Annotated in this window: 27 protein-coding genes; 15 read left to right on the forward strand and 12 right to left on the reverse strand. The window is 64.2% G+C overall.

Translation table 11 applies throughout. The features are described from left to right. Positions 1 to 143: 143 nt before the first annotated feature. Positions 144 to 2,318, reverse strand: a complete 2,175-nt coding sequence (locus ACGYK7_RS13750; protein ID WP_394402946.1) for a thiamine pyrophosphate-dependent enzyme — start codon at positions 2,316 to 2,318, stop codon at positions 144 to 146. Positions 2,319 to 2,451: 133 nt separating this feature from the next. Continuing rightward, a complete protein-coding gene (locus ACGYK7_RS13755) occupies positions 2,452 to 3,675 on the reverse strand; it encodes an acyl-CoA dehydrogenase (RefSeq protein ID WP_394402948.1) in 1,224 nt (407 codons plus the stop codon). Positions 3,676 to 3,772: 97 nt separating this feature from the next. Between ACGYK7_RS13755 and ACGYK7_RS13760 the strand changes: the two genes are divergently transcribed. Further along, positions 3,773 to 4,672, forward strand: a complete 900-nt coding sequence (locus ACGYK7_RS13760) for a LysR substrate-binding domain-containing protein (protein ID WP_067263618.1) — start codon at positions 3,773 to 3,775, stop codon at positions 4,670 to 4,672. Positions 4,673 to 4,758: 86 nt separating this feature from the next. Then, positions 4,759 to 5,091: a hypothetical protein gene (locus tag ACGYK7_RS13765; RefSeq protein ID WP_394402949.1), complete on the forward strand. Its 333-nt coding sequence runs from the start codon at positions 4,759 to 4,761 to the stop codon at positions 5,089 to 5,091. A gap of 71 nt (positions 5,092 to 5,162) precedes the next feature. On the opposite strand, the gene ACGYK7_RS13770 is transcribed toward ACGYK7_RS13765, so the two are convergent. Continuing rightward, positions 5,163 to 5,576, reverse strand: coding sequence for a VOC family protein (locus tag ACGYK7_RS13770; RefSeq protein ID WP_394402951.1), 414 nt, complete (start codon positions 5,574 to 5,576; stop codon positions 5,163 to 5,165). 221 nt (positions 5,577 to 5,797) lie between these two features. Beyond that, on the reverse strand, positions 5,798 to 7,357 hold the full coding sequence (locus tag ACGYK7_RS13775) for a bifunctional metallophosphatase/5'-nucleotidase (RefSeq protein ID WP_394402953.1): 1,560 nt from the start codon (positions 7,355 to 7,357) through the stop codon (positions 5,798 to 5,800). A 129-nt stretch (positions 7,358 to 7,486) separates the two neighbouring features. Between ACGYK7_RS13775 and ACGYK7_RS13780 the strand changes: the two genes are divergently transcribed. From ACGYK7_RS13780 to arsC, 3 genes are read left to right on the forward strand one after another with little or no spacing between them, the layout of a single operon-like run. Further along, a complete protein-coding gene (locus ACGYK7_RS13780; protein WP_394402955.1) occupies positions 7,487 to 7,837 on the forward strand; it encodes a DUF952 domain-containing protein in 351 nt (116 codons plus the stop codon). Next, complete coding sequence (locus ACGYK7_RS13785; protein ID WP_394402996.1) at positions 7,837 to 8,877, forward strand: quinone-dependent dihydroorotate dehydrogenase; 1,041 nt, start codon at positions 7,837 to 7,839, stop codon at positions 8,875 to 8,877. Before ACGYK7_RS13780 ends, ACGYK7_RS13785 begins: the two co-directional genes overlap by 1 nt. Further along, positions 8,874 to 9,215 carry an arsenate reductase (glutaredoxin) gene (arsC, locus tag ACGYK7_RS13790; RefSeq protein ID WP_394402956.1) on the forward strand — a complete coding sequence of 114 codons (342 nt, stop codon included), beginning with the start codon at positions 8,874 to 8,876 and terminating at the stop codon, positions 9,213 to 9,215. The genes ACGYK7_RS13785 and arsC overlap by 4 nt, the downstream gene beginning before the upstream one ends. Here arsC and ACGYK7_RS13795 read toward each other — a convergent pair. The 3 genes from ACGYK7_RS13795 to ACGYK7_RS13805 are packed head-to-tail and all read right to left on the reverse strand — an operon-like array spanning position 9,212 to position 11,518. Then, positions 9,212 to 10,564 carry an MATE family efflux transporter gene (locus ACGYK7_RS13795; protein WP_394402997.1) on the reverse strand — a complete coding sequence of 451 codons (1,353 nt, stop codon included), beginning with the start codon at positions 10,562 to 10,564 and terminating at the stop codon, positions 9,212 to 9,214. The genes arsC and ACGYK7_RS13795 overlap by 4 nt on opposite strands. A gap of 22 nt (positions 10,565 to 10,586) precedes the next feature. Then, positions 10,587 to 11,099, reverse strand: a complete 513-nt coding sequence (locus ACGYK7_RS13800) for a PaaI family thioesterase (protein WP_209218213.1) — start codon at positions 11,097 to 11,099, stop codon at positions 10,587 to 10,589. Continuing rightward, positions 11,096 to 11,518 (reverse strand): PaaI family thioesterase, encoded by a 423-nt coding sequence (locus tag ACGYK7_RS13805; RefSeq protein ID WP_394402958.1) that lies wholly within the window; start codon positions 11,516 to 11,518, stop codon positions 11,096 to 11,098. Before ACGYK7_RS13805 ends, ACGYK7_RS13800 begins: the two co-directional genes overlap by 4 nt. Before the next feature lie 118 nt (positions 11,519 to 11,636). Here ACGYK7_RS13805 and ACGYK7_RS13810 point away from each other — a divergent pair, with 118 nt between their 5' ends. Beyond that, positions 11,637 to 12,017, forward strand: a complete 381-nt coding sequence (locus tag ACGYK7_RS13810) for a MerR family DNA-binding transcriptional regulator (protein ID WP_394402960.1) — start codon at positions 11,637 to 11,639, stop codon at positions 12,015 to 12,017. Between the two features lie 9 nt (positions 12,018 to 12,026). On the opposite strand, the gene ACGYK7_RS13815 is transcribed toward ACGYK7_RS13810, so the two are convergent. After that, on the reverse strand, positions 12,027 to 12,251 hold the full coding sequence (locus ACGYK7_RS13815; protein WP_394402962.1) for a hypothetical protein: 225 nt from the start codon (positions 12,249 to 12,251) through the stop codon (positions 12,027 to 12,029). 99 nt (positions 12,252 to 12,350) lie between these two features. Continuing rightward, positions 12,351 to 13,112 carry a LuxR C-terminal-related transcriptional regulator gene (locus ACGYK7_RS13820; RefSeq protein ID WP_394402964.1) on the reverse strand — a complete coding sequence of 254 codons (762 nt, stop codon included), beginning with the start codon at positions 13,110 to 13,112 and terminating at the stop codon, positions 12,351 to 12,353. 185 nt (positions 13,113 to 13,297) lie between these two features. Here ACGYK7_RS13820 and ACGYK7_RS13825 point away from each other — a divergent pair, with 185 nt between their 5' ends. The 7 genes from ACGYK7_RS13825 (at position 13,298) to ACGYK7_RS13855 (ending at position 21,192) form a co-directional block, all read left to right on the forward strand. Next, entirely contained in the window at positions 13,298 to 13,699 is a 402-nt protein-coding gene (locus ACGYK7_RS13825) for a MerR family DNA-binding transcriptional regulator (protein ID WP_394402999.1), read from the forward strand. 52 nt (positions 13,700 to 13,751) lie between these two features. After that, positions 13,752 to 15,533: an acyl-CoA dehydrogenase C-terminal domain-containing protein gene (locus tag ACGYK7_RS13830; RefSeq protein ID WP_394402966.1), complete on the forward strand. Its 1,782-nt coding sequence runs from the start codon at positions 13,752 to 13,754 to the stop codon at positions 15,531 to 15,533. 50 nt (positions 15,534 to 15,583) lie between these two features. Further along, positions 15,584 to 15,796 (forward strand): hypothetical protein, encoded by a 213-nt coding sequence (locus tag ACGYK7_RS13835; protein WP_394402968.1) that lies wholly within the window; start codon positions 15,584 to 15,586, stop codon positions 15,794 to 15,796. 22 nt (positions 15,797 to 15,818) lie between these two features. Next, positions 15,819 to 16,967 carry an acyl-CoA dehydrogenase family protein gene (locus ACGYK7_RS13840; protein WP_394402970.1) on the forward strand — a complete coding sequence of 383 codons (1,149 nt, stop codon included), beginning with the start codon at positions 15,819 to 15,821 and terminating at the stop codon, positions 16,965 to 16,967. A 134-nt stretch (positions 16,968 to 17,101) separates the two neighbouring features. Then, entirely contained in the window at positions 17,102 to 17,740 is a 639-nt protein-coding gene (locus ACGYK7_RS13845) for a glutathione S-transferase family protein (RefSeq protein ID WP_394402972.1), read from the forward strand. Positions 17,741 to 17,755: 15 nt separating this feature from the next. Beyond that, entirely contained in the window at positions 17,756 to 18,970 is a 1,215-nt protein-coding gene (locus ACGYK7_RS13850) for an acetyl-CoA C-acetyltransferase (RefSeq protein ID WP_394402974.1), read from the forward strand. Between the two features lie 20 nt (positions 18,971 to 18,990). Next, the gene (locus ACGYK7_RS13855) at positions 18,991 to 21,192 is read left to right on the forward strand and encodes a 3-hydroxyacyl-CoA dehydrogenase NAD-binding domain-containing protein (protein ID WP_394402976.1); all 2,202 of its coding nucleotides are present in this window, start codon (positions 18,991 to 18,993) and stop codon (positions 21,190 to 21,192) included. A gap of 215 nt (positions 21,193 to 21,407) precedes the next feature. On the opposite strand, the gene ACGYK7_RS13860 is transcribed toward ACGYK7_RS13855, so the two are convergent. Continuing rightward, entirely contained in the window at positions 21,408 to 22,049 is a 642-nt protein-coding gene (locus ACGYK7_RS13860; RefSeq protein ID WP_394402978.1) for a sulfotransferase family 2 domain-containing protein, read from the reverse strand. Further along, complete coding sequence (locus ACGYK7_RS13865; protein ID WP_394402980.1) at positions 22,046 to 22,978, reverse strand: DMT family transporter; 933 nt, start codon at positions 22,976 to 22,978, stop codon at positions 22,046 to 22,048. Before ACGYK7_RS13865 ends, ACGYK7_RS13860 begins: the two co-directional genes overlap by 4 nt. Positions 22,979 to 23,072: 94 nt before the next feature. Between ACGYK7_RS13865 and ACGYK7_RS13870 the strand changes: the two genes are divergently transcribed. After that, positions 23,073 to 24,698 carry a long-chain-fatty-acid--CoA ligase gene (locus ACGYK7_RS13870; protein WP_394402982.1) on the forward strand — a complete coding sequence of 542 codons (1,626 nt, stop codon included), beginning with the start codon at positions 23,073 to 23,075 and terminating at the stop codon, positions 24,696 to 24,698. A gap of 84 nt (positions 24,699 to 24,782) precedes the next feature. Next, a complete protein-coding gene (locus ACGYK7_RS13875) occupies positions 24,783 to 25,796 on the forward strand; it encodes a hypothetical protein (protein WP_394402984.1) in 1,014 nt (337 codons plus the stop codon). Between the two features lie 68 nt (positions 25,797 to 25,864). On the opposite strand, the gene ACGYK7_RS13880 is transcribed toward ACGYK7_RS13875, so the two are convergent. Further along, positions 25,865 to 26,047, reverse strand: a complete 183-nt coding sequence (locus ACGYK7_RS13880) for an SPOR domain-containing protein (RefSeq protein WP_394402986.1) — start codon at positions 26,045 to 26,047, stop codon at positions 25,865 to 25,867. Positions 26,048 to 26,085: the final 38 nt, after the last annotated feature.

Here is a 26,085-nt window from a genome sequence, read left to right on the forward strand (position 1 = left end):
GTGCCTTCGTGCCGTTTTATGGTTCAACCATGATTGGCTTGAGCAATGTGCCACCCAGCCTCACCAAATCGCCTACCCGGGGGGCGGGCAGGCGATGGCCCGGCGCCTGCGGCTTGTTCCGGGCCGGGTGGCAGAAGCTAACCCTACCCCAGCAAGTCCCGCGCCGCCGCCACGATCCCCTCGCGCGAGGGCAGCGTCGCCGCATAGGCTGGCCCCGTGGCGATAAAACTGTCCTCCGCCGTCAGCTGAGCGAACCTTGCCACACCACGCTCAGCCATCAGCGCCATCAGCGCCTCGGCCTGGCCGCCCGTCCGACGGCATTCGTCCACGATCAGCACCGGACGATCCCCGATGGCCTCGATCAAGGCATCCTCTGGCAAGGGCGCGAGCCAGCGCAGGTCGATCACCCGCGCATCGACGCCCGCCTCGGCCAGATCGCGCGCCGCCTGTTGGCTCAGGTAATGCCCGTTGCCGTAGCTCACGATCGCCAGATCCGCGCCCGCGCCAGACACACCGACCTCGCCCAGAGCGATCCGCCGGTCCGGCGCCGGGTAGTGCCGCATCCAACCGCCGTCCCCGGCCTCCATCAGGTCGCGCATCGGATAGAGCGCGATGGGCTCGACAAAGACCACCACCCGCTGCTCCTCGCGCGCCAGACGATGCGCCTCGCGCAGCATCATCGCGGCCTCGTCCCCGGCAGAGGGGCAGGCGATGACGATGCCCGGAATGTCGCGCAGCACGGCAAGCGAATTGTCGTTGTGGAAATGCCCGCCAAACCCCTTCTGATAGCCCAGCCCCGCGATGCGCAGCACCATCGGGTTGCTCCATTGACCGTTGGAGAAGAACGGCAGGGTCGCCGCCTCCCCGCGCAGCTGATCCTCGGCGTTGTGCAGATAGGCGAGGAATTGGATCTCCGGCATCGGCACGAAGCCATTGTGCGCCATGCCGATCGCCAGCCCGAGGATGCTCTGCTCGTCCAGCAGCGTGTCGATCACGCGACCGGGGCCGAAGCGCGCCTGAAGCTTCTGGGTGACGCCGTAGACCCCGCCCTTGCGGCCCACGTCCTCGCCCATCAGCATGGTCTCGGGATGGGCCAGCATCAGGTCGTGCAGCGCCCAATTGATCAGCCGAGACATCGGCTGCGGATTGTCCATCTGCCCCATGTCACCGCCGAAGGTCTCGGCCCGCGCCTCGGCACTCGGACCGTTGCTGGGCGCGCAGTCGCGCTTGGGCGGCATAAGGCTTGCCATCACGTCCGATGCGGTTTTCAGTCGGGGGCGCTTCACCACCTCATCCGCAGCTTTCGCGACCGCCTCCTGCGTATCGCGGTAGATCGACAGCGCCTCTTCGGCGGGCACACCGGCCTCGACCAACAGCCGCGCGGAATGCAGCAACGGATCGTTGGCCTCGTCGGCCTCGACCTCGGCGCGCGGCAGATAGGAGGTCGCCACATCCGCCCCGGCATGGCCGTAAAGACGCACGGTACGCAGATGCAGGAAGGCGGGCTTGCGGTGCACCCGCACGTAATCCGCCGCCTCCTTCGCCGCCGCATAGGCCGCATGCAGGTCGAGCCCGTCGCCTTCGAAGTACTTCAGCCCCGGCCGCGCCGACATCGAGGCCTTGATCCAGCCCGTCGGCGTCTTGGTCGAAATGCCGATGCCATTGTCCTCGCAGACAAACAGAAGCGGCAGCGGCACGCCCTGAACGGCGGTCCAGCAGGCGGCATTGATCGCGCCCTGCGCGGTGGAGTGGTTGGCCGAGGCATCACCAAAGCTGCACATGGCGATGCCATCGCGCGGCAGGATAGCATGTTCGGGCCGGTGCCGCCGCGCCATGCCAATGGAATGCGCCGCCCCCACCGCCTTGGGCAGGTGGCTGGCGATGGTCGAGGTCTGCGGCGGGATCATCAGCGGGCGCGAGCCCAGCACCTTGTGCCGCCCGCCGCTGGTCGGATCCTCCGCCGAACAGGCAAAACTGAGCAGCATGTCGCGCATCATGTCCTGCCCGCCGGCCTGATCGGCCCGGGCGATCTGGAAGGCCGCGTCGCGGTAATGCAGGAAGGCGATGTCGTCGACGCGCAGCGCCGCCGCCACCGCCGCCATCCCCTCGTGGCCGGATGAGCCGATGGTATAGAAGCCCTGCCCCTCTTTCTGCATGACGCGGCTGTGCAGGTCGAGCGCCCGGCTCAGCACCTGCGCGCGGTAAAGCTGCTCCAACTGGCCGCGATCAAGCGCCTTGTGCGGGGAGGTGGAAACGGGAAAATCCCCCGCCGCAACGCGACGGAGGAAGTTCTCATGAACGATGGCAACGCGGTCCATGGGGCCTCTTGGAATAGAAATTAATCGCTCTCGGCGAGAGCGTGTCGGCCAGAAAGAAAGGCGCCGCCCCTCTTTCTGGCCATAAATATTTTGGAGTCCGGTGGCCGGGGGGTGCCCCCCCCGAAGCCGGTGTTTAGAAGAACGCCTGCAGGCCGGTCTGGGCGCGGCCCAGGATCAGCGCGTGCACGTCGTGGGTGCCCTCATAGGTGTTCACCGTCTCAAGGTTCATCATGTGGCGGATCACCTGGAACTCACCCGAGATGCCGTTGCCGCCGTGCATGTCACGCGACATGCGCGCGACGTCGAGCGCCTTGCCGCAGTTGTTGCGCTTCACGATTGAGATCATCTCGGGCGCGGCATTGGCGGCATCCATCAGGCGGCCCACCTGCAGCGAGCCCTGCAGGCCGAGCGAAATCTCGGTCATCATGTCGGCCAGCTTCTTCTGGAACAGCTGGGTTTGCGCCAGCGGTTTGTTGAACTGCTTGCGGTCCAGCCCGTATTGCAGCGCGGCGTGCCAGCAGAACTCGGCAGCCCCCATCGCGCCCCAAGAGATGCCGTAGCGCGCACGGTTGAGACAGCCGAAGGGCCCTTTCAGACCCTGCACATTCGGCAGCAGCGCGTCTTCGCCCACTTCGACACCGTCCATGACGATCTCGCCGGTGATCGAGGCGCGCAAAGAAAGCTTGTTGCCCACCTTCGGCGCGCTCAGACCCTTCATGCCCTTTTCCAGCACGAAACCACGGATCTTGCCGTCATGGGCTTCGGACTTGGCCCAGACCACGAAGACATCGGCGATGGGCGAGTTCGAAATCCACATCTTCGAGCCGGTGAGCTTGTAGCCGTTCTCGGTCTTCACGGCGCGGGTCTTCATGCCCGCAGGGTCGGAGCCCGCATCGGGCTCGGTCAGGCCAAAGCAGCCGATCCATTCGCCCGAGCAAAGCTTGGGCAGGTATTTCTGGCGCTGCTCTTCGGAGCCGTAGGCGTAGATCGGGTACATGACGAGGCTCGCCTGCACCGACATCATCGACCGGTAGCCGCTGTCGACACGCTCAACCTCACGGGCGACGAGACCGTAGGAGACGTAGCTGCCGCCCAAGCCGCCGTATTCCTCGGGGATGGTGACGCCGAGGAGGCCCATCTCGCCCATCTCGCGGAAGATCTCCGGATCGGTCTTTTCCTCGGCGAAGGCTTCGATGACGCGCGGCTGCAGCTTTTCCTGCGCATAGGCGCGGGCGGAATCGCGGATCATGCGCTCGTCTTCGGTCAATTGGCTGTCGAGGCGGAAGGGATCCTGCCAGTCGAAGGTTCCAAGATCGGGTTTGTCCTTGGCGCGCAGCTTGGGGGCGTCAGCGGTCATGATGCATCCTTTCGGGTGATGTGATTTGCGGCAGTATTGCAAATCGGCGGCGCGAACTCTATCGCTGCTTTGTCCTGAGTTCATGAGAAAAAGTCATATGATCGCGCCGCGCCGCTTCCTGCCTTCGATCTCGGCCCTGCTGTCCTTCGAGGCGGTCGTGCGGCTCGGCACCGCCACGGCGGCGGCGCAGGAATTGAACCTCACGCAGAGCGCGGTCAGCCGTCAGATCAAGACGCTGGAGGAACAATTGGGCGTGACGCTGATGATCCGTCAGGGCCGCCGCCTGACCCCGACGCAGGCGGGGTTGGATTATGTAACGCAGGTGCGCGACATCCTGAACCGGCTGGCGCAGGCCTCGGTCTCGGCGCGGACGAACCCCACGGGGGGCACGTTGAATCTGGCGATCCTGCCGGCCTTCGGGATGCATTGGCTGGCCCCGCGCCTGCGCGATTTCGCGCGGGATCACCCGGAGGTGACGGTGAACCTATCGACCCGGCTGCGGCCCTTCGCCTTTGCGGGCAGCCGATTCGACGCCGCCATTCATTTTGGTCATGAAGATTGGCCCGGCGTGCGCTACCTGCCGCTTTTGCCGGAAACGGTGGTGGCGGTCTGCGCGCCCGACCTGCTGCCCGCACCTTTGGAGGATGCGCGCGACGTGCGGCATTTGCCTCTGCTTCATCTGGAGACCCGCCCGCGCGGATGGGCACGCTGGCTGTCCTCGCTCGGGGTGACGGATGAGCCGCCCGGCGGCATGATGTTCGATCAATTCTCGACCATGGCGCAGGCGGCTATTCACGGGCTGGGGGTGGCGCTGCTGCCGACCTTTTTCGCCCGCCCCTATCTACGCGACGGGCAATTGGTGCTGGCCGCCTCGCCCACCACGCAGAGCATCGGGAACTACTACCTCGTCTGGCCCGACGACCGGGATGAGACGGCGGCGCTTGCGTCATTCCGCGGCTGGCTGGCGCAGCAGGCAGAGCCTGCGACGGCGGGATGATCGCCTCAACACTGGCCTAAGTTGTGCCGCATTTACCTTGTATGAAACCGGCTAACCCGCCCACATCGGGCGTTCCAAAGGAGCAGATGATGCTAAGTTCATACCGCAAAAGCGCCGGCGCTCTGGCCCTTGCCCTGAGCCTCTGCGCCGCTGGCGCCATGGCTGAAAGCCGCAACGTGCTGATCGTTGATGGCGCCTATTTCCCATCGCTGTCTCATGTGCAGCCGGGCGATCAGGTGGTCTTTACCAACAACGCCACCGGCAGCCATACGATCACCGGCCAGGACGAGGCATGGACCAGCGGGCCGATCCCGGTGAACGGCAGCTACACGCTCGACATCACCGCACAGACCCCGACAGCGTTCAGCGGGCAGACCTTGGAAGAGCCTGCATTCGAAGGGGCGATCAGCTTCGACTGAGCCCGTCCACGACCTCAGCCATTCAAAGCCCCGCTTGCGACAGCGGGGCTTTGTCATTTCAGCGCTTGGCCTTACTGGGCAAAAACGCGGTCCATATTGGCGAAACCCTTGACCTCGATCGGATTGCCCGACGGGTCACGGAAGAACATGGTCGCCTGCTCGCCCGGCTCCCCCTCGAAACGCAGCGAAGGTTCAATCACGAAGTCGACCTCAGCCCCCTTCAGCCGCTCCGCCAGCGCCTTCCAATCTTCCATCCGCAGGACGACGCCCAGATGCGGCATCGGCACCATGTGCTCACCGACCTTGCCGGTAGCCTCCGTCTTGAAAGGTTCACCCAGATGCATGGAGATCTGGTGGCCGAAGAAGGAATAATCGACCCAAGTCTCGGTCGAGCGGCCTTCGGTGCAGCCCAGAACATCGCCGTAGAAGGCGCGGGTCTCATCAAGGTCGCGGACGTTATAGGCAAGGTGGAAAGGGGTGAGCATAGCGGTCTCCTGTTTGGTTACCGCATGTGTATCCCTTGGCGGGAGAGGTGCAAGGGGCGGTAGGTTTGTGCGGGCTTGGCAGCGGGCGCAATAGCCCGAAATCAAGGGCGCACGCCCGCCGGGCAGCGCCGGACCGCCCGCATCGGCAGGCTGTGCCCGGCTACTCGCAAACAAAAAGGGCGCGCCCCACCGGACACGCCCTTTCGCTCAGGTGAGTGAGCTTACTTTATCTTGATACGGCCATCGGTATAGGGCTTGTAGCTGCCATTCTTCGCCAGATACTCCGCCGTCACATCCGCCAGATCCGGGCCGAAGTCATAGGCATTCTCGGCGTCCTTGAACATCGCGTAGCCGTCGCCGCCATTGCGGACATAGTTGTTGGACACGGCGCCATAGGTCTTTTCGGGATCAACCGGTTCGCCGCCCACCATGACATCGCTGATGCGGCTGCCGGGCTCGGCCTTGGGATCAAAGGTATAAGACATGCCCGCCACCTGCGGGAAACGGCCTGCGCCGTCTTCCAACTGGCTCACCCCGTTTTCCAGCGCTTCGACGAGCGTGGCGCCGCTGATCTGGAAGGTCGAGAGTGTGTTCTGGAACGGCAGCACCGTCAGCACCTCGCCCATGGTCACCTCGCCCGCGTCGATGGAGGCACGCAGACCGCCCGCGTTGGAGATCGCCACGTCGATGCCCTGATCCTTCACCCGGTCCAGCATGGCGGCGGAGACAAGATTGCCCATGGCGCATTCCTGCGCGCGGCAGATGTCACGGCTGCCTTCGATGGTTTCCGACGTCTCGGCCACGACCTTCTGGCGCAACTCCTCCAGCGGGGCGGCGCGCTCGGCCACCAGATCGACCGTCGCCTGATCCTCTTCGACCGAGGCATCGAGCAGGATCGGATCGCCGGAGATCGCGGTCACCTCGCCCGCATCGTCGAAGGTGACATTCACCTCGCCCAGATATTTACTGTAGGCATAGGCCTGCACGATCGGCACGTCATTGACCATGGTCGGGTACGCGCCCTCGGCCCGTTCCTCGCTGTTGCTCAGAAGCGTGTGGGAATGGCCACCCACGATCAGGTCGACGCCGGTCAACTCTTCGGCAAGCCGTTTGTCGGCGGCAAGGCCCAGATGTGTAAGCAGGATGATCTTGTTAACCCCATCCTCGGTCAGCGCGTCGATCTCGGCCTGTGCCGCATCCGCTGCCGGAGAGAAGATCACCTCCGCCCCGGGCGAAGAGGTCTCAGGCGTGTCTTCGGCAAGGACGGAAACGATGCCGATCCGCTCTCCCCCAACCTCAACCACGGTGGATTTGCCGATCTCGCCCTCCAGCCCCTCGACACCGCTGACGTCGATATTGGCCGAGAGCACGGGGAAATCGACCTTGGCCACGAAATCGGCCAGCCCCTCGGGGCCGTCGTCGAACTCGTGGTTGCCCACGGCCATCACGTCATAGTCGAGCTTCGTCATGAACTCGGCTGCCATATCTCCCTTGTAGCGGGTGTAGAAAAGCGAGCCTTGGAACCAGTCGCCCGCATCCAGCAGCAGGTGGTTCTCGCCCGCGCGTTCGCGGGCGGCTGCGATGGCGGTGACCATCCGCGCGACGCCGCCAAAGCATTTGCCCTCGGCATTGTCCTCGGCGCCACAGGGGCCGTCATATTTGCTGATCGGCTCGAACCGGTCGTGGAAATCATTGGTGTGCAGAATGGTCAAATTATACTCGGCCGCCGCCATGCCGCTGGTCAAAGCCAGCGCGGCGGTCGCGGTCAGGAATCGTTTCATGATAGTTCCCCTGTTGCTTGTTATGCCGGTATCGTGGCGCGGGGTTTGGCCCGTGTCAAAGGTCATATGACCTGCCCTATGGTCACCCGCGGGTCTTGACCCCGCCCCGCCCGGCGGGCATCAGAAGCCATGCTGATTTTCAAGATATTCCGAGCAGACGAATGGGCTGCGCTGCGCAAGAACGGGGTCTCGGACGGGGCGCCGATCGACGTTACCGATGGCTATGTGCATTTCTCCACCGCCGAACAGGCAGCGGAAACCGCAGCCAAACATTTCAAGGGGGAGGACGGTCTCTTCCTCCTCGCGCTTGAGGCCGACGCTCTGGGCGATGCGCTGAAATGGGAACCCTCGCGCGGCGGCGCGCTTTTCCCCCATCTCTTCCGCCCGCTCAAGATCGAGGACGTGGTCTGGGCGCAGCCCTTGCCGCTGGTGGATGGCGTGCATGAATTCCCCGCAGGATTGGGCGAGGCCAGCAAATGATGCCGCTCTTGGAAAGGCTGGGCCTGCGGGCGCTGCACCGGGTCGATCCCGAAGCGGCCCATGCACTGGCGATCCGCGCGCTGCGGGCGGGGCTTGCGCCTGCGCCGGGGCCGCAGACTTCGGCGCGGCTGCACACCACGCTTGCGGGTCTGGACCTGCCGAACCCTGTCGGGCTGGCGGCGGGGTTTGACAAGAACGCCACCGCGATCGCCCCCCTCTCCCGCGCCGGTTTCGGCTTTGTCGAAGTGGGGGCTGCCACGCCCCTGCCCCAGCCCGGCAATCCGCGCCCGCGCCTGTTTCGCCTGACCGAGGACCGCGCCGCGATCAACCGTTTCGGCTTTAATAATGAGGGGATGGAGGCGATCTGCGCCCGGCTTTCGCGCCGGGGTGCGGGGGTGCCGGTGGGGCTGAACCTTGGCGCGAACAAAACCAGCAAGGACCGCGCCGCCGACTTTGCCCGCGTGATGACCGCCGCGCGCAATCACGTCGATTTCGCGACGGTCAATGTCTCCTCCCCCAATACCGAGAAGCTGCGCGACCTTCAGGGCAAAGCGGCGCTCTCGGCCCTGCTCGAAGGGGTGATGGACGTGCGCGGCGCCACCCCGGTTTTCCTGAAAATCGCCCCCGATCTCAGCGAAGCCGAGATTGAGGATGTGGCCGAGGTTGCCCAAAATTCGGGCGTTGCTGCCATCATCGCGACCAATACCACCCTCGACCGGAGGGGCCTTGCCAGCGCCCATGCGGGCGAGGCGGGTGGCCTGTCCGGTGCGCCGCTGTTCGAACGTTCGACCCGCGTCTTGGCGCGGCTGGCGGGGCTGACGGATATTCCGCTGATCGGCGTCGGCGGGGTGTCGGACGCGCAGACCGCCTATGCCAAGATCTGCGCCGGGGCCTCGGCCCTGCAACTCTACACCGCGCTGGTCTTCGGTGGTCTCGGACTGGTGCGAGAGATCTCCACCGGGCTGGATGCGCTCTTGGCCCGCGATGGTTTCGCCAACGTGGTCGAGGCCGTGGGCAGCAAACGCGAGGATTGGCTATGATCACCCTATGGCACAACCCGCGCTGTTCGAAATCGCGGCAGGCGCTGGCCCTGATCGAAGCGGCGGGAGTGGAGGCAACCCCGCGCCGCTACCTCGAAGACGCGCCGACACGGGATGAGATCATCGCCGCCCGTGATGCCCTTGGCCTGCCCGTGATCGAGATGATGCGGACGGGCGAGACGCTGTTCAAAGAATTGGGTCTCCGCAAAGACAGCCCCGAAGAGACGCTGATCGACGCCATGGCCGCCCATCCGATCCTGATCGAACGCCCCATCGCCTTTGGCAATGGCCGCGCCGTGATCGGCCGCCCGCCCGAAGCGGTACAGGCGCTGCTCTAGCCCGCCGCGCGTTCCAAGGCCGGGTAGCGCAGCGCCAGCGTGATGCCGCGCACCACGAAGGACACCAGAAGCGATATCCAAAGCCCGTGATTGCCCAAGCTCGGCACCAGTGCCAGCGCGGCCACGGCATAGATCAGAAACGACACCAGCATCATATTGCGCATGTCGCGCGACCGCGTGGCGCCGATGAAGATACCGTCGAACATATAGGCCGCACAGCCCAGCAGCGGCGCCGCAACCATATAGGGCAGATAGACCCGGGCGAGGTCTTGCACCTGCGGGGCCTTGGCCATCAGGTCGATAATCGCGCCGCCGCTGACCGCAAAGACCACCGCCAACAGCAGGCTGACCAACAGCGCCCAAGCGGAGGTCAGCACTGCCCCGCGCCGCAGGACATCGCGCTGCCCCGCGCCGTAGGCCCGGCCAATGATCGCCTCGGCGGCGAAGGCGAAACCGTCCAGCCCGTAGGAGGTGATCATCAGGAATTGCAGCAGCACCTGATTGGCCGCCAAGGTCACATCGCCCAGGCCCGACCCCATGAACAGGAAGGAGACAAAGATCGCCTGCAACAAAAGCGAGCGGATCAGGATATCGGTGTTCACCTGCATCATGCGCGTCCAGCGCGGCCCGTCAAAGACCTGCGCCCAATCGCGCCAGGCCACCCCCGCGAAAGCCGCGCGGCAGAACCACAGGCCCAAGGCCGCCCCGCTCCATTCCGCAAGGAAGGTGGCGATGGCCACGCCCTCCACGCCCCAGCCGAGGCCCAGCACGAACCACAGATCCAGCAGGATGTTCAGCCCGTTCATCCAGACCTGCAAGACCAGCACGGCGCGGCTGCGCTCCTGCGCAATGAGCCAGCCGGTGATCGCATAGATCGAGATCGCGGCGGGCGCAGACCAGATGCGGATTGCCATATATTGCCGCGCCAGCCCCTCGACCTCGGGCGATCCGGGGGCGGTTTGGAACGCGGCCCAGAAAAGCGGCCATTGCAGCGCCATCAAAGCCAGCCCCGCGCCTGCGCCGATCAAAAGCCCGCGCGTCAGCAGTGCAGCGACCTCGCCCTCTTCGCCATTGCCCGCCGCCTGCGCGGTGAGGCCCACCGTGCCCATCCGCAGAAAGCCGAAAATCCAGTAGAGCGCCGAGAGGATGATCGCCCCCAGCCCCACCGCGCCAATGGGGGCGGCAGCGCCCATCTGCCCCACTACGCCGGTATCGACCGCCCCGAGGATCGGCACGGTGGCGTTGGAGATGACAATGGGAACCGCGATCTTGAGCACGCGGCGGTGGGTCACCACATCGCGCGCCGCCAGCGTGCCACGCTCAACCGCGCGCACCTCTGCGTCGGTCAGCGGCTCGGTCTCTGATTGCGGCTCAGCCACGCCGTTGCGGCATCAGGAAATGGCCCGTGGCCTGCGCGAAAATACGGCTGCGGTTGTCCTGCCATGCCTCGACATGGACGCTGGCGTAGCGCCGGCCCGAGCGGTTGATCCGCGCCCGCGCATAGGCATCGCGCGGCAGGCCCGACCGCAGGTAATCGACGGTGAAATCGATCGTTTTGGGCAGCCGGGGCAGATGGTCGGCATCCAGATTGTCCAGATCGAGCGCGCCGCTTTCCATGTCCTCCCAGATCAGCCCCCAACTGAGGGTGATGATCGCGGTCGCCTCAAGAAAGGCCGCCGTGGCCCCGCCATGCAGAGCGGGCAGGATCGGGTTGCCGATCAGCTGCTCGGAAAAGGGCATGATGCCGGTCAGCTCATCGCCACGGCGCTCGAACTCGATGCCCAGAAAGCGAATATAGGGCACGCCCTCGACCATGGCGCGCAGCACCCCGTCGCGGCGTTGCTTGATGACCTGAACCGGCTCCGGCTTGCGACGTGTGGTCATGTGTGCCCCTCCACGGTGAAAGTGCCGGTCGCCGTGGCGACAAGGTTGTCGGCGTCCTCATCCGTCGTCGTGGCCCGCACGAAGGCGACCGAACGGGTGACGTGATAGCAGGTCGCGCGGGTTATGATCGTCTGCCCCGGTGTGGCCGCGCGCAGATATTCAATCCTAAGATCCATTGTGGCAGTGGCCGCCGGGTTGCTGGGGTGGCTCATCACCGCAGCCCCGCAGCAGGTGTCCATCAGCGCCGAGACCGCCCCGCCGCTGATCACCCCGGTCTGCGGGTCACCGATCAGCTTTTCGTCATAGGGCATGGTGATCACGGCAGAGCCATCGCCCAACTCCTGCAACTCCATCCCCAGTGCCATGGAATGGGGCAGCGCCTGAATGAACTGTCGCGCCAGCTTTAATTTGTCGGACATGCAACCCAACCCTCTGCCTCTGGTTTCGTCCTTTATCAGGGCGAGATAGCCAAAGGGCAAGTCCGCCTGTTGCGCATCCCCGCGCGTGACCATAGTTTGCCGGAAGGGAGAAGATGCTTTGGACGATGAACGCCTGACTTTCAAAGAGATGTGCGCGGCATTTGACGTGACGCCACGCACGTTGCGCTATTACGAGTATATCGAATTGCTGCAACCGCACCGTGAGGGGCGCTCGCGTTTCTATGGCCCGCGCGAACGGGCGCGGATGAAGCTGATCCTGCGGGGCCGCAAGTTCGGCTTCGCGCTGGAGGACATCCGCCAGTGGCTGCTGATCTACGAAAAAGAGGGGACCGAGGCGCAGATGCGCACTTGGGTCACCATGGCCGATGGTCAATTGGAAGAGCTGGCCGAGCAGCGCCGCCAGCTGGACGAAGCCATGGCGGAATTGCAAAAGCTGCGCGATGACACCGCCGCGGCCATCGCCTTAGACAAGGGCTAAGCGCCGGGCTCAGCGGCTGTTGCGCTGCGCCAATTGCGCGATCAGCATCTGCAGGTCCGCCGTGATGCGGATGAGATCGGACACCACATCCGCGCTTACGTCACCGGCCAGATCGAACGCGGCGTTTTCAATGGTCTCGGACGCGCCTTTCAGCTCGGCCACCACGCGCGCGCGTGTCTCATTCACGCAACCGTTTTCGGCCCCGCTACCTGCCTGCTCTGGTTTTTCTGACATGCCTCGTGCCTCTTTAGGTCGAGCGCCCGCACCTATAACGCCCAGGACATGGGGTCATGTCACGCAGTCACGCCACAACGACGCAAGGTCAACCTTGCGCTAGGGCGCGCCCTCTTTCGGGCGGCGCAGCAGCCCCGCGCCGAGCCCGCGAATGGCCGCAGTGGTGCGGTCGTTCACGTCAAGTTTGGAGAAAATCCGCCGCACGATCGTATCGACCGTATGAGGCGAAATCCCAAGGATCTCGGCAATGACCCCGTTGCTCTTGCCCGTGGCAATCCACTCCAACACTTCGACCTCGCGCGGGGACAGGCCGAAATCACGCGGCGATTGGCTTTCGGCCAAGGCGCAATAGCGCAGATGCGCGATTTGTGCGGCGCTGAGAAGCTTATACAGCCCCCCCGGGGACAGCCGCGCCTGTTTCGCGGCAAAGCCCAGCCCCACCACGGCGGAATCCCCACCCGGGCCATGCACCCTGAGCGACACGCCGTCATTCGGATAACGCCGCATCAACCCTTTCATATAGTGGTCTTCCGCAGCAGTCAGCCGCGCCGTGCGGGCCACATCGGACCAGTAGATCGGCATCACCTGCTGTCGGGCCAGCGCCTCGACCGGGCTTTCGCGCAGTTTCTCAACATCCAGAAATTGCGAATGCCACTGCGCCCCCACCGTGCCCGTGCCGTCGAACTTATAAAGGATCGCAGGCGCGCCGGGGCTGTCGCCATGATAGCTGACCAGATCAATTCCAAGCCGCTGATAGTAGCCAAGACCGCAGGCCAGAATGCCCGCCGCACTTGTGGCGTTCTGCGCACAGTGGACCAGCGCGTCCAGCGTCGTCGGCCCGCTTTGATCGAGGTTTGCCATCTCCCACCCGTTCTGATGCCCAGCGCCATGAGGGCGGCGCACGCCCGCCAGCCTTTCAAACCTAAATGAAATTCCCCTGCGCATAAAGTGACGCAACGTATCACTTACGTCAACGTCAACTCCCATTGTATCAGAGGGACCAGCCCCCAACTGAAGTCATGAAACGACGATTGGAGAGTGATGAGATGACTGCCGACACGCTGACCATTCGCCAGATGTGCGACGCTTTCGAAGTAACCCCCCGCACCCTGCGGTTCTACGAAGCGAAAGAGCTGCTCTTCCCGTTGCGCGAGGGCCAGAAACGCCTTTTCACCAAAAGCGACCGCGCTCGGCTCAAGCTGATTCTGCGTGGCAAACGCTTTGGCTTCAGCCTCGAAGAAATCCGCCAGCTGCTCGACCTTTATCATATGGGCGACCAGCAGCAGACGCAGATCGCCGCAGCCTATGAGATCGCCCGCGCCCGTCTGGCCGACCTCGAGTCGCGCCGCGAAGAGCTGAACGAGGCCATCGAAGACCTCAAGGACCAGTTGAAATGGGGGGGAAAGATGATCGCCTCCATGAACCAACCCCGCCGCGCCGCCGAATAACCCCGGCGACGCCGCCGCTTACATCCATAAAAAGACGACCCGGAGAGCAAAGATGCCCAGTTACACAGCCCCCACCAAAGACCTGCAATTCGTTCTGCACGACGTGCTGAAGGTGACCGAAAGCAAGACCCCCGGCTATGATGAGCTGGAGCCTGATTTCACCTCTGCCATCCTCGAAGAGGCAGGCAAGCTCACCTCCGAAGTGCTCGCCCCGCTGAACGTCGTGGGCGACAAGGAAGGCTGCCGTTTGGAAAACGGCGTCGTCTATACGCCCAAGGGTTTCAAGGAAGCCTTTGAAAAGGTGAAGGAAGGCGGCTGGACCGGCCTCGACATGCCCGAAGCCTATGGCGGGCAGAACATGCCCTACGTCCTCGGCACCGCCGTGGGGGAGATGTTCTCGGCGGCGAACCAAGCCTTCACCATGTACCAAGGTCTGACCCATGGCGCGGCCTCGGCGATCCTCGCTCATGGCACCGATGCGCAAAAAGACACCTATCTGCCCAAGATGGTCTCCTGCGAATGGACCGGCACCATGAACCTGACCGAGCCGCATTGCGGCACCGATCTGGGCCTGATGCGCACCAAGGCAGCGCCGCAGGACGACGGCAGCTACAAGATCTCTGGCCAGAAGATCTTCATCTCCTCGGGCGAGCATGACATGGCAGACAACATCATCCACCTCGTGCTGGCCAAGATCGAGGGCGGCCCCGAGGGCATCAAGGGCGTGTCGCTCTTCATCGTGCCGAAGTTCATGGTCAACGAAGATGGGTCTTTGGGGGAGCGCAACGGCGTCTCCGTCGGCTCCATCGAAGAGAAGATGGGCATCCATGGCAACTCGACCTGCGTGATGAACTACGACGGCGCAACCGGCTATCTCTTGGGCACCGAACACAAGGGCATGCGCGCCATGTTCACCATGATGAACGAAGCCCGCGTCGGCGTTGGCATGCAGGGTCTGGCACAGGCCGAGGTGGCCTATCAAAACGCCCTCGAATACGCCAAGGACCGTCTTCAAGGCCGCGCCGTCACCGGTGCCGTCGCCCCCGAAAAACCCGCCGACCCGCTGATCGTGCACCCCGACATCCGTCGTTCGCTGATGGATCAGAAAAGCTTTGTCGAAGCCGCCCGTGCCTTCATCCTCTGGGGAGCCACGATGATCGACGCGGCGCACCGCGCCGAGGACAAGGACGCTGATGGCCTGGTGTCGCTGCTGACGCCGGTCATCAAGGGCTTCCTGACCGACCAAGGCTACGACATGACTGTGAAGGCCCAGCAGGTCTACGGCGGCCACGGCTATATCGAGGAATGGGGCATGTCCCAATTCACCCGTGACGCCCGCATCGCTCAGATCTACGAAGGGGCCAACGGCGTGCAGGCGCTTGACCTCGTGGGCCGCAAACTGGCGCAGGACGGCGGCAAGCACGTCATGGCTTTCTTCGACCTCGTGAAAGGCTTCATCAAAGAGAACGCAGGTCAGGATGCCGAATTCGACGCGGCCTTCCTTGAGCCGCTGAAGGCGGCCAGCAAGGATCTGCAATCGGCGGGCATGTACTTCATGCAGAACGGCATGAAGAACCCCAACAATGCGCTCGCCGGCTCCAATGACTTCATGCATATGTTCGGCCATGTCTGCCTCGGCCTGATGTGGGCCAAGATGGGCCTGGCGGCGAAAGAAGCATTGAAGAACGGCAGCGACGACGCCACCTTCTACGAGACCAAGCTCGCCACCGGCCGCTACTATATGGCGCGCCAACTGCCCGCCACGGCCCTGCATCTGACACGCATCCAATCGGGCGCGGATACGGTCATGGCGTTGGAGGCCGCAAACTTCTAAAACGGGGGGTGGGGGCACACCCCCCACCCTGCCCAACACCCGGAGAGACCATGCCCAAACGCTTCCGCCTGACCCGCCGCTTCCCCGTCGCCATGACCGAGGAAGGCTACCGCAGGCTGAAGAAGTTCAGCACCGACGCAGGTCTTGATGAGGGGGAAGCGCTGTCGTTCCTGTTCGAGAATTTCAACTCGGTCATGAACGCGGAAAACCTGACCGCGCGGCTGCGCCTGTTCAACGCCGAACTGGACGCCCGCAAACGCTGAACCCTTGGGGAGGGGGCCGGAGATGCAGACCAAGACATCCAGCTGGATGACCGAAGAACACCAGATGATCGCCGATATGACGGCGCAGTTCATCAACACCGAATGGGCGCCGCATTTCGAGAAATGGCGCAAGCAGGGCCAAATGGACCGCGACACCTGGGCCCAGGCCGGGGAACTCGGCCTGCTCTGCCCCTCGGTGCCCGAGGAATACGGCGGTGCTGGCGGTGACTTCGGCCACGAAGCGGCGATCCTGATCGAAGGCTCGCGCGCCAATCTCGCCTCTTGGGGCCACGGCATTCACTCCGGCATCGTGGCGCATTACATCCTCGCCTATGGCACCGAGGACCAGAAAAAACGCTGGCTGCCCAAGATGGTCTCGGGCGAGCTGGTCGGCGCGCTGGCGATGACCGAACCTTCGACCGGCTCGGACGTGCAGCGCATCAAGACCAAGGCGATCCGCGAAGGCAATGCCTACCGGCTCTCGGGGCAGAAGACCTTCATCACCAACGGCCAGCACGCCAATCTGATCATCGTGGCGGCCAAGACCGACCCCAAGGAAGGCTCCAAAGGCGTCAGCCTCGTGGTTGTGGAGACCGACAAGGCCGAGGGCTTCCAGCGCGGCCGCAACCTCGACAAGATCGGCCTGCATGCCGCCGACACTTCCGAGCTCTTCTTCGACAGTGTCGAAATCCCGCCCGAAAACATCCTTGGCCAGGAAGAAGGCCAAGGCTTCTACCAGATGATGCAGCAACTGCCGCAGGAGCGCCTGATCATCGGCTGCGGCGCGGTCGGGGCCATGGAAGGCGCCGTGGCGCGCACGGTCCAATATTGCAAGGAACGCGAAGCCTTCGGCGGCCCGCTGACCCAGTTCCAGAACACGCGCTTCCAACTGGCCGAAGTGAAGACCAAGACCGCCGTGGCCCGCGCCTTTCTCGACGAATGCATCGCGGAACACCTGCGCGGCGAGCTTAGCGTCGACAAGGCGGCGATGCAGAAATACTGGCTCACGGACACCCAAGGCGAGGTGCTCGATGTCTGCTTGCAGATGCACGGCGGCTACGGCTTCATGCAGGAATACGCCGTGGGCGAAATGTGGGCCGACGCGCGGGTGCAACGCATCTACGGTGGCACCAATGAGATCATGAAGGAACTGATCGCGCGCAACCTCTGACCGCGCGCGGATTGAAACACCGGCGCTGAGGTATTTGCAAAAGGATGAAGATAAGGCGCCCCCTGCCCCCTTCATCCTTTCATAAATACCGTCCGACATTTCAGCGGGCGCCGACAGAAGAGGAGGAATGACAGGTGACCATCCAACTTTATTGCTTTGGCGAATCTGGCAATGCCTACAAGGCGGCGCTGGCGCTTGAATTGTCGGGGCTCGGCTGGGCGCCGGTGAAGGTGGACTTCTTCGGCGGCGAGACGCGCCACCCCGACTACCGCGCGCAGATCAACAACATGGGCGAGGCGCCGGTGATGATCGACGGCGATCTTCGGCTCACCCAATCGGGCGTGATTCAAGATTACGTCGCGGAAAAGTCGGGCAAATTCGGCGGGCGCGACGCGACGGAACGGCGCGAGATCCTGCGATGGGTGCTATGGGACAACCACAAGCTCAGCTCCATGGCCGGGATGACACGTTTCCTGATGAACTTCCTGCCCGAAGACAAACGCCCCGCCGAAGTCATCGCCTTCAACCAAGGTCGGCTCAAGGCGGCCTACGGCGTGCTGAACGACCATCTCGACGGCCGCGACTGGATCGTGGGCAGCGACATCACCAACGCGGACCTCAGCTGCTGCGGGTATCTTTATTACCCCGAGCCTTTCGGCTTTGATCGCAGCGACTGGCCCCATATCGACGCGTGGCTCACGCGTCTGAGCGAAACACCGGGCTGGAAAGCCCCGTATGATTTGATGCCCGGCAGCCCAGCTGACCGCGCCTGACCCGGAGGACATGACATGACCCAAGACGTATACATCTACGACGCCCTGCGCACCCCGCGCGGCAAGGGCCGCAAGGACGGCGCGCTGCACGAGGTGACCTCGCTGCGGCTGTCGGCGCAGACCCTGAACGCCGTGAAGGAGCGCAACAACCTCGAGGGCCATGCCGTCGAGGACGTGATCTGGGGCAATGTCACCCAGGTGATGGAACAGGGCGGCTGCCTGGCGCGCTCGGCGGTGCTGGCCTCGGACCTCGATGAGCGCATCCCGGGTCTTGCCATCAACCGCTTCTGCGCGTCGGGCATGGAGGCCGTGAACCTTGCTGCCAATCAGGTAAAGGGCGGCGCCGGCAACGGCTATATCGCCGGCGGTGTTGAGATGATGGGCCGCGTCGCCATGGGCAGCGATGGTGCCGCGATTGCCGTGGACCCGACGCTGGCGATGGAGAAATACTTCGTGCCGCAGGGCATCTCGGCGGATATCATCGCCACCGAGTTCGGCTTTTCGCGTGACGAGGCCGACCAGCTGGCCATGCAGTCCCAGCAGCGCGCCGCGCGGGCCTGGGAAGAGGGCCGCTTCGACAAGTCCGTCATCACCGTGCGCGACCAGAACGGCCTCGCGATCCTTGACCGCGACGAATACATGCGCCCGCAGACCGACATGCAATCCTTGGGCGGCTTGACCCCAGCGTTCCAGCAGATGGGTGAGGTCATGCCCGGCTTCGACAAAGTCGCGCTGATGAAATACCCCCATCTGGAACGGATCAACCACATCCACCACGCGGGCAACTCGAGCGGCATCGTGGACGGCGCTGCCGCCGTCCTGATCGGCAACAAGGAGTTCGGCGAACAGCACGGGCTGAAGCCCCGCGCCCGCATCCGCGCCACCGCCAAGATCGGCACCGATCCCACCATCATGCTGACCGGCCCGGTGCCGGTGACCGAAAAAATCCTCAAGGACAACGGCATGACCATCGGCGACATCGACCTCTTCGAGGTCAACGAGGCCTTCGCCGCCGTGGTGCTGCGCTTCATGCAGGCTTTCGACGTGGATGACAGCAAGGTCAACGTGAACGGCGGCGGCATCGCCATGGGCCACCCCCTGGGCGCCACCGGTGCGATGATCATCGGCATCCTGCTCGATGAGTTGGAGCGCGCCGACAAGGAAGTGGGGCTGGCCACGCTCTGCATCGCGTCCGGCATGGGTGCCGCCACCATCATCGAGCGCGTGTGAGCCGCGAAGGGAGCAAGAGAATGACCGATTTCACAATGAACAAAGATGCCGAGGGCATCGCCACCATCACCTGGGACGTGCCGGGCAAGAGCATGAACGTCATGTCCTTCGACGGTCTGCGCGATCTGGAAAAGCACATCGACGACGCGCTGACCGATGACGCCGTGAAGGGCATCGTCATCACCTCGGGCAAGGAAGGCTCTTTCGCCGGGGGCATGGACCTGAACCTGCTGGCCAAGATGAAGGAAGACGCGGGCGACGATCCGGCCAAGGGTCTCTTCGAGGGCACGATGCAGATGCACGCCCTGCTGCGCAAGATCGAGCGCGCGGGCATGGACCCCAAGACCAACAAGGGCGGCAAGCCCGTGGCCTGCGTGATCCCCGGCACCGCCGCGGGCATCGGGCTGGAACTGCCGCTGGCCACGCATCGCACCTTTGCCGCCGACAACCCCAAGGCGCGCATTGGCCTGCCGGAGATCCTTGTGGGCATTTTCCCCGGCGCCGGTGGCACCACGCGGATGGTGCGCAAGCTCGGCGCCATGGCGGCCTCGCCCTTCCTCTTGGAAGGCAAAATGGTGGCGCCCGCTGCCGCGCAAAAGGCCGGGATCATTGACGAGGTCAGCGAAGACCCGATGGCCGCGGCGCGCGACTGGGTACTGAACGCCAAGGATGCCGATCTGGTCAAGCCGTGGGATGCCAAGGGTTACAAGATGCCCGGCGGCGCGCCCTACCATCCGGCGGGCTTCATGACCTTCGTCGGCGCCAATGCGATGGTCAACGGCAAGACACAAGGTGTCTATCCGGCGGCCAAGGCGCTCTTGTCAGCCGTCTATGAAGGCGCGCTGGTGCCCTTCGACACGGCGCTCAAGGTCGAGGCGCGCTGGTTCACCAATGTCCTGATGAACCCGTCGTCGGGCAACATGATCCGCTCGCTTTTCCTCAACAAGGAGGCGCTGGAGAAGGGCGCCGTGCGTCCCGCGGATGTGCCGGATCAGCGCGTGAAGAAGCTGGGCGTTCTGGGCGCGGGCATGATGGGGGCCGGCATCACGCTGGTCTCGGCGCAAGCCGGGATCGAAGTGGTGCTGATCGACCAGACGCAAGAAGCCGCTGACAAGGGCAAAGCCTATACCGAGGGCTATTTCGACAAGGGCATCGCCCGCAAGAAAGCCACCCCGGAGAAGAAGCAGGCCGCGCTTGACCTGATCACCGCGACCACCGATCTGGACGCGCTGAAAGGCTGCGACCTGATCATCGAGGCGGTGTTTGAAGACCCCAAGGTGAAGGCCGAGATGACCCAGAAGGTCGAAGCGGTGATCCCCGAGGATTGCATTTTCGCCTCCAACACCTCGACCCTGCCGATCACCGATCTGGCCAAAGCGTCGAGCCGCGCGGAGCAGTTCATCGGCATTCACTTCTTCTCGCCCGTCGAGAAGATGTTGCTGGTGGAGATCATCAAGGGGCAAGAGACCGGTGACCGGGCCGTGGCCAAGGCGCTCGACTACGTGCGCCAGATCCGCAAGACGCCGATCGTGGTCAACGACGCGCGCTTCTTCTACGCCAACCGCTGCATCATTCCCTACATCAACGAGGGTGTGCGCATGGTGCAGGAGGGTGTCGAGCCCGCGCTGATCGAGAATGCCGCCAAGCTGGTCGGCATGCCCCTGGGCCCGCTGCAGCTGATGGACGAAACCTCGATCGATCTTGGCGCCAAGATCGCGCGGGCCACCAAGGCGGCGATGGGCGATGCCTATCCGAACGACGACATCGACCCGCTGGTGTTCTGGATGGAGGAAGAGGGCCGTCTCGGGCGCAAGGCCAACGCCGGTTTCTACAGCTACGATGCCAAGGGCAAGCGCGAGGGTCTGTGGCAGGGCATGGGGGACAAGTACCCCGTGGCCGAGGAGCAGCCTGAGCTGATCGAGGTGCAACACCGGTTGCTGTTCAGCCAAACGCTCGAAGCCGTGCGGGCGCTGGAGGAAGGTGTGCTGATGGACATCCGCGAGGGTGACGTCGGCGCGATCCTCGGCTGGGGCTTCGCGCCCTGGTCGGGTGGCCCGCTGAGCTGGCTCGACATGATCGGCGCGCCCTATGCGGCGGAGCGTTGTGACCAGCTGGCCGAGAAATACGGTGAGCGGTTCGCCTGCCCGGACCTGCTGCGCGAGATGGCGCAGAAGAACCAGAGCTTCTACGGTCGGTTCAACCCGGACGCCAAGGCGGCGTAAGGGGGAGAGGGGCGCTTCGGCGCCCCTTTTTATTTGACGCTCTTGCTGCCACCCGGCCCGGAATCAAGCCGCAGGCGCCGGGCCATCGCCTGTCCGTCCCGGCGGGCTGGCGATATGGTGAAGCTGGGCGCATCGCCGCAAAGGCATCCTAGCGCTGCACCATAAAGTGGCATGAACATAGGGCGTTATCGCCACCCCACGGGCAGGCGATGGCCCTAGTGCCCCTCGTAAACGTAGCCGAACCGCGCGATATCCTCGGCGCAGATCTTCGACACGATATCGCGCAACTCGGGCGTATAGGCCGCCTCCCCCTCCGATGCATTGACCTGCGGCAAATCGAGCTCGAACCCAAGATGCTCAAACAAAGGCACCGCATCCCGCGCAAAATGCTCCAGCCGAATATAAAGATCGCAGCGCTCCCGCCCGGTCGCATCCTGCATATACCGCCGCGCGGGCCATGCGCGCAGGCTCGCTTGCGTCTGCGGATGCCGCAGGAACCCGGCGAAATCCGTGGCCTTCGCCAAGGCCACCGCCGGATGATCGAACCCCTGCCCCCGCAGCCAGCGATAGTAGCTCGCCACCCGGTTCCATGGGTTGCGCACCAGCGTGAAGCGGAACAGCCCGTCCAATTCCTCCGCGCGCATTAGCCCGTCGATGTCCGCCAGCGTCGAATGTTTCCACAGCCGCCCCGCCGCCTGCACCCCCTGCAAACGCCGCCGCCGCTTCAGCGCTTTTGGCGTGTCGCCCAGCATCACATCGTCCTTCATCGCGCGATCTTCAAGCGCCAGCGCCAGCGAGGTGCCCCCGGTCTTGGGGATATGCACGAAGACGTAACGCCGACCGCGACTGATGATCACTCCACCGCCTCCGGCGCGTGCAGGGTCGAAGGCTCATCGCTGCGCAGGGCGATCACCGCCCCGGCCAGTGCGATCAATGCCATGCCCGCAAACGCCAAGGGCGGCACCTCTTGGTCCCAAAGGACATAGGCCCAGAAACTGGCGAAGATCAGCAGCGAATACTCGAAGATCGCCACATGCCCGGCCTCTCCCAACTGGTAGCCGCGCACCAGAAAGCCGATGCCCACCAGCGAGCCGACCGCCTGCACCGCGATCCAGAACCACATCGCGCCATCAAGCGGTCCCCATGTGCGGCTGACGAAACCTTCGGCCCCCGCCACCTCCGCCCCCGGCAGGACCAAGACACCGATGCCGCCCATGACTGCCAACATGCCGAAGAAGCCCGCGGTCATCACCATCGTGCTCTCCCCCTCGCACCACGCCCGCGTCGCCACAGCGCCGATGGCGTAAAGCGCCCCGGCCAGAAGCGGCAGGAAGGCCACGGGGTCAAGAGCGCTCGGGTCTGGGCGGATCACCATCAAGGCCCCGGCAAAGCCCACGGCCACGGCACCCCACCGCCATGGGCCGACGCGTTTGCCCTGAAACAGGGCCGAGATCATCAGCACGAAAAGCGGTGAGGTGAACAGCCCGGCGACCACGACACCGATGGGCAGAAAGGCCAGACAGCCGAAATAAATCAACATCGCCCCCGCCTGAAACAGGCTGCGCCCCGCCACGGCCCAGAACCGCCGCGGGCGCAGGATGCCGAAACCCAAAGCCGCGAGCACCATCAGAATGGCCACCGCCATAAGCCCGCGCAGGAAGTGAAACTGCCAGAGCGAGCCACGCTCGGTGATGAAGGGCACGAAATTATCCGTCAGCCCCAAAGCCGCCATACCGCTCACCGCGCAAAGCGCCGCCAGCCCCGATTTTACCGCTGTGTCCTGCATCTGCCCTCCTTTTCCCTCCTGCCCTCTTTTCAAAGTCACGTCCGGGCAGCAATACTCAACCCCAAATCGCAACCAATGCCTTGGGAGGGGTCGCATGGGGTGGATGACGGATGAAAGCGGGCTTGAGAAATGCGCAGCGAACTTCGTACCGCTGACGCCCCTGTCGCATTTGGCCCGCGCCGCAGAGGTTTTCCCGAACCAGACAGCGGTGATCCACGGCGACCACCGCGTCACCTATGCCCAATACCACGACCGCTGCACCCGCCTCGCCGCGCTTTTGGCCGAGATCGGCGTGACCCCCGGCGATGTGGTCGCCACCCTCATCCCCAACCTGCCCGCGCAGGCCGAGGCGCATTTCGGAGTGCCTGCTTGCGGCGCGGTGCTCAACACCATCAACATCCGGCTCGATCCCGACACGGTGGCCTATATCCTCGACCACGGCGGGGCCAAGGTGCTGCTGGTCGATACCGAATTCCTGCCGCTCGCCGAAGACGCCTGCGCGCGGATGGAGGGCACCTGCCCTGCCATCATCGAAGTGCCCGACGCGCCTGCCGGTTTCCCCGCCAGCGGGCGGCACCCGCAATACGAAGAGCTCTTGGCCGAGGCCAATCCGAACTTCCGGTGGATCATGCCCGACGACGAATGGGAGAGCCTTGCGCTCAACTACACCTCCGGCACCACCGGGCGGCCCAAAGGCGTGGTCTATCACCACCGCGGCGCCTACCTGATGACTATGGGCACGGTGATCTCTTGGCAGATGGTGCTGCGCCCGGTCTTCATGCAGATCGTGCCGCTGTTTCACTGCAACGGCTGGAACCACACTTGGATGATGCCGCTTCTAGGCGGCACGCTGGTCTGTTGCCGCGACATCACCGCCGCGGCGATCTATGACGCCATCGCCGATCACGGCGTCACCCATTTCGGCGGCGCGCCCATCGTGCTGAACATGCTGGTCAACGCGCGCGCAGAAGACCGCCGTGCCTTCGATCACCGGGTCGAGGTCTTCACCGCAGGCGCGCCCCCGGCCCCCGCGACCCTGTCGAAGATCGAAAAGCTGAAGTTCAACGTCACACAGGTCTATGGGCTGACCGAGACCTTTGGCCATGTCACCGAATGTCTCTGGCAAGGCGAATGGGACGGGCTGCCCGAGCCTGAGCGCGCCGGGATCAAAGCCCGCCAAGGTGTCGCCATGCCGATGATGGAAGAGATTACCGTGATGGACGCCGAGATGGCCCAAACCCCGCGCGATGGCACCGCCCAAGGCGAGATCATGATCCGCGGCAATGCGGTGATGAAAGGCTACCTCAAGAACCCAGAAGCCACGGCCGAAGCCTTTGCGAGCGGTTACTTCCATTCTGGCGACATCGCGGTGCAGCATCCCGATGGCTACATCCAGATCGCCGACCGCGCCAAGGACATCATCATCTCGGGCGGAGAGAATATTTCGAGCGTCGAGGTCGAGGGCGTGTTGATGGGCCATGAGGCTGTCAACCTCGCGGCCGTGGTGGCGCAGCCGGATGAGAAATGGGGCGAGGTGCCTTGCGCCTTTGTCGAGTTGAAACCGGGGGCTGAGGCCAGCGAAACGGCGCTGATCGCCTTCGCCCGCGCGCGCCTTGCCGGGTTCAAAACGCCCAAGCGGGTGGTCTTTGGCGAATTGCCCAAAACCTCGACCGGGAAAATCCAGAAGTTTGAGTTGCGCAAACAGGCAGCGTGCCTCTAAGGCGGGGCATTATGTCACCTGCCATTGCTGATCCCGCAGCGCGTGGTAGAGTGGCGAAAACTGACAGGCCCGCAGCAGAACCCCATGACCGCCTTGACAAAATACGCCCGGCTCGAAGCGACGGGTCTTTGGCGCGCCACGCCCGATGCGCAGCGGCGCGAGGTGATCGTCTCGATCGGTGACGCGACGCTGGTGATCAGCGATCTCAAGGATCAGGCGCTGACCCATTGGTCGCTGGCTGCCGTCGACAGGGCCAATCCGAACCAGACCCCCGCGCTCTATCATCCCGACGGTGACCCGGGCGAGACGCTGGAACTGCCCGAGAATGAAACCGAGATGATCGAGGCCATCGAAAAGCTGCGCCGCGCGATCAATCGCAGCCGTCCCAAGCCGGGGCGTTTGCGGTCGGTGGGGATGCTGGCCTCCGTCGCGGTGGTGGCGGCGCTGGCGGTCTTTTGGATGCCCGGCGCGCTGCGCGATCACGCGATCAAAGTGGTGCCAGAGGTCAAGCGCGTCTCCTTGGGCACGGCGCTGCTCAAGCGGTTGGAACGCGTCTCTGGCCCTGCCTGCGAAAGCCCCGGCGGCAGCGCCGCGCTGGCGCGGCTCACCAAACGGCTGGAGGTCGGGCGCGTGGCGATCCTGCCCGATATGACCCGCGCCAGCCTGCATCTGCCGGGCCGTCTTATCGTGCTCGACCGCGCGGTGCTGGAGGATTACGAAGAGCCCGATGTCGCCGCGGGCTATGTCCTGACCGAGGATGTGGCGCGCCGGGAACATGACCCGCTGCGCGCGCTTCTGGAGGCCGTGGGCCTGCGCGAGAACTTCCGCCTGCTGACCACCGGCGATATCTCTTCCGAGGCGCTTGATGCCTATGCCGAACAACTGCTGATGCGCCCCGCCGCGACCCCGACGGTCGAGGCTCAACTGGCGCGATTTGCCAAGGCCGAGCTGCGCAGCAAACCCTATGCCTTTGCCCGTGACATCACCGGCGAAAGCACCCTGCCCCTGATCGAAGGTGATCCGATGAACGGCAAGCTGACCGCGCCGCTGATGTCGGATGCCGATTGGCTGAGATTGCAAAGCATCTGCGGCGGCTGACTGATTGACCAAGAAAAAGGCCAGCCGGGAAGCACCGCGGCTGGCCTTTTACCTTGATTGCAAAACGCTTAGCGCCGCAGATAGGCGTCCCGGTATCCCGCCCGGCGCAATTGGCCAAGCGCCGCTTGGGCCGAGCCGCCCGCAATCGGGCCTGCCTGAACGCTGTGATAGGTCTTGCCGCCACGGGTTTGTTTGCCGACGCGGGCGGGCAGGCCTAGGCTCAGGACCCATTGATTATCGCGGAGCCGCATGATTCACCGTCCGAAAACGGAGCGGTGATATGTCTGAT

The organism is Sulfitobacter sp. 1A15299 (genome assembly GCF_043556915.1).
Classification (GTDB): domain Bacteria; phylum Pseudomonadota; class Alphaproteobacteria; order Rhodobacterales; family Rhodobacteraceae; genus Sulfitobacter.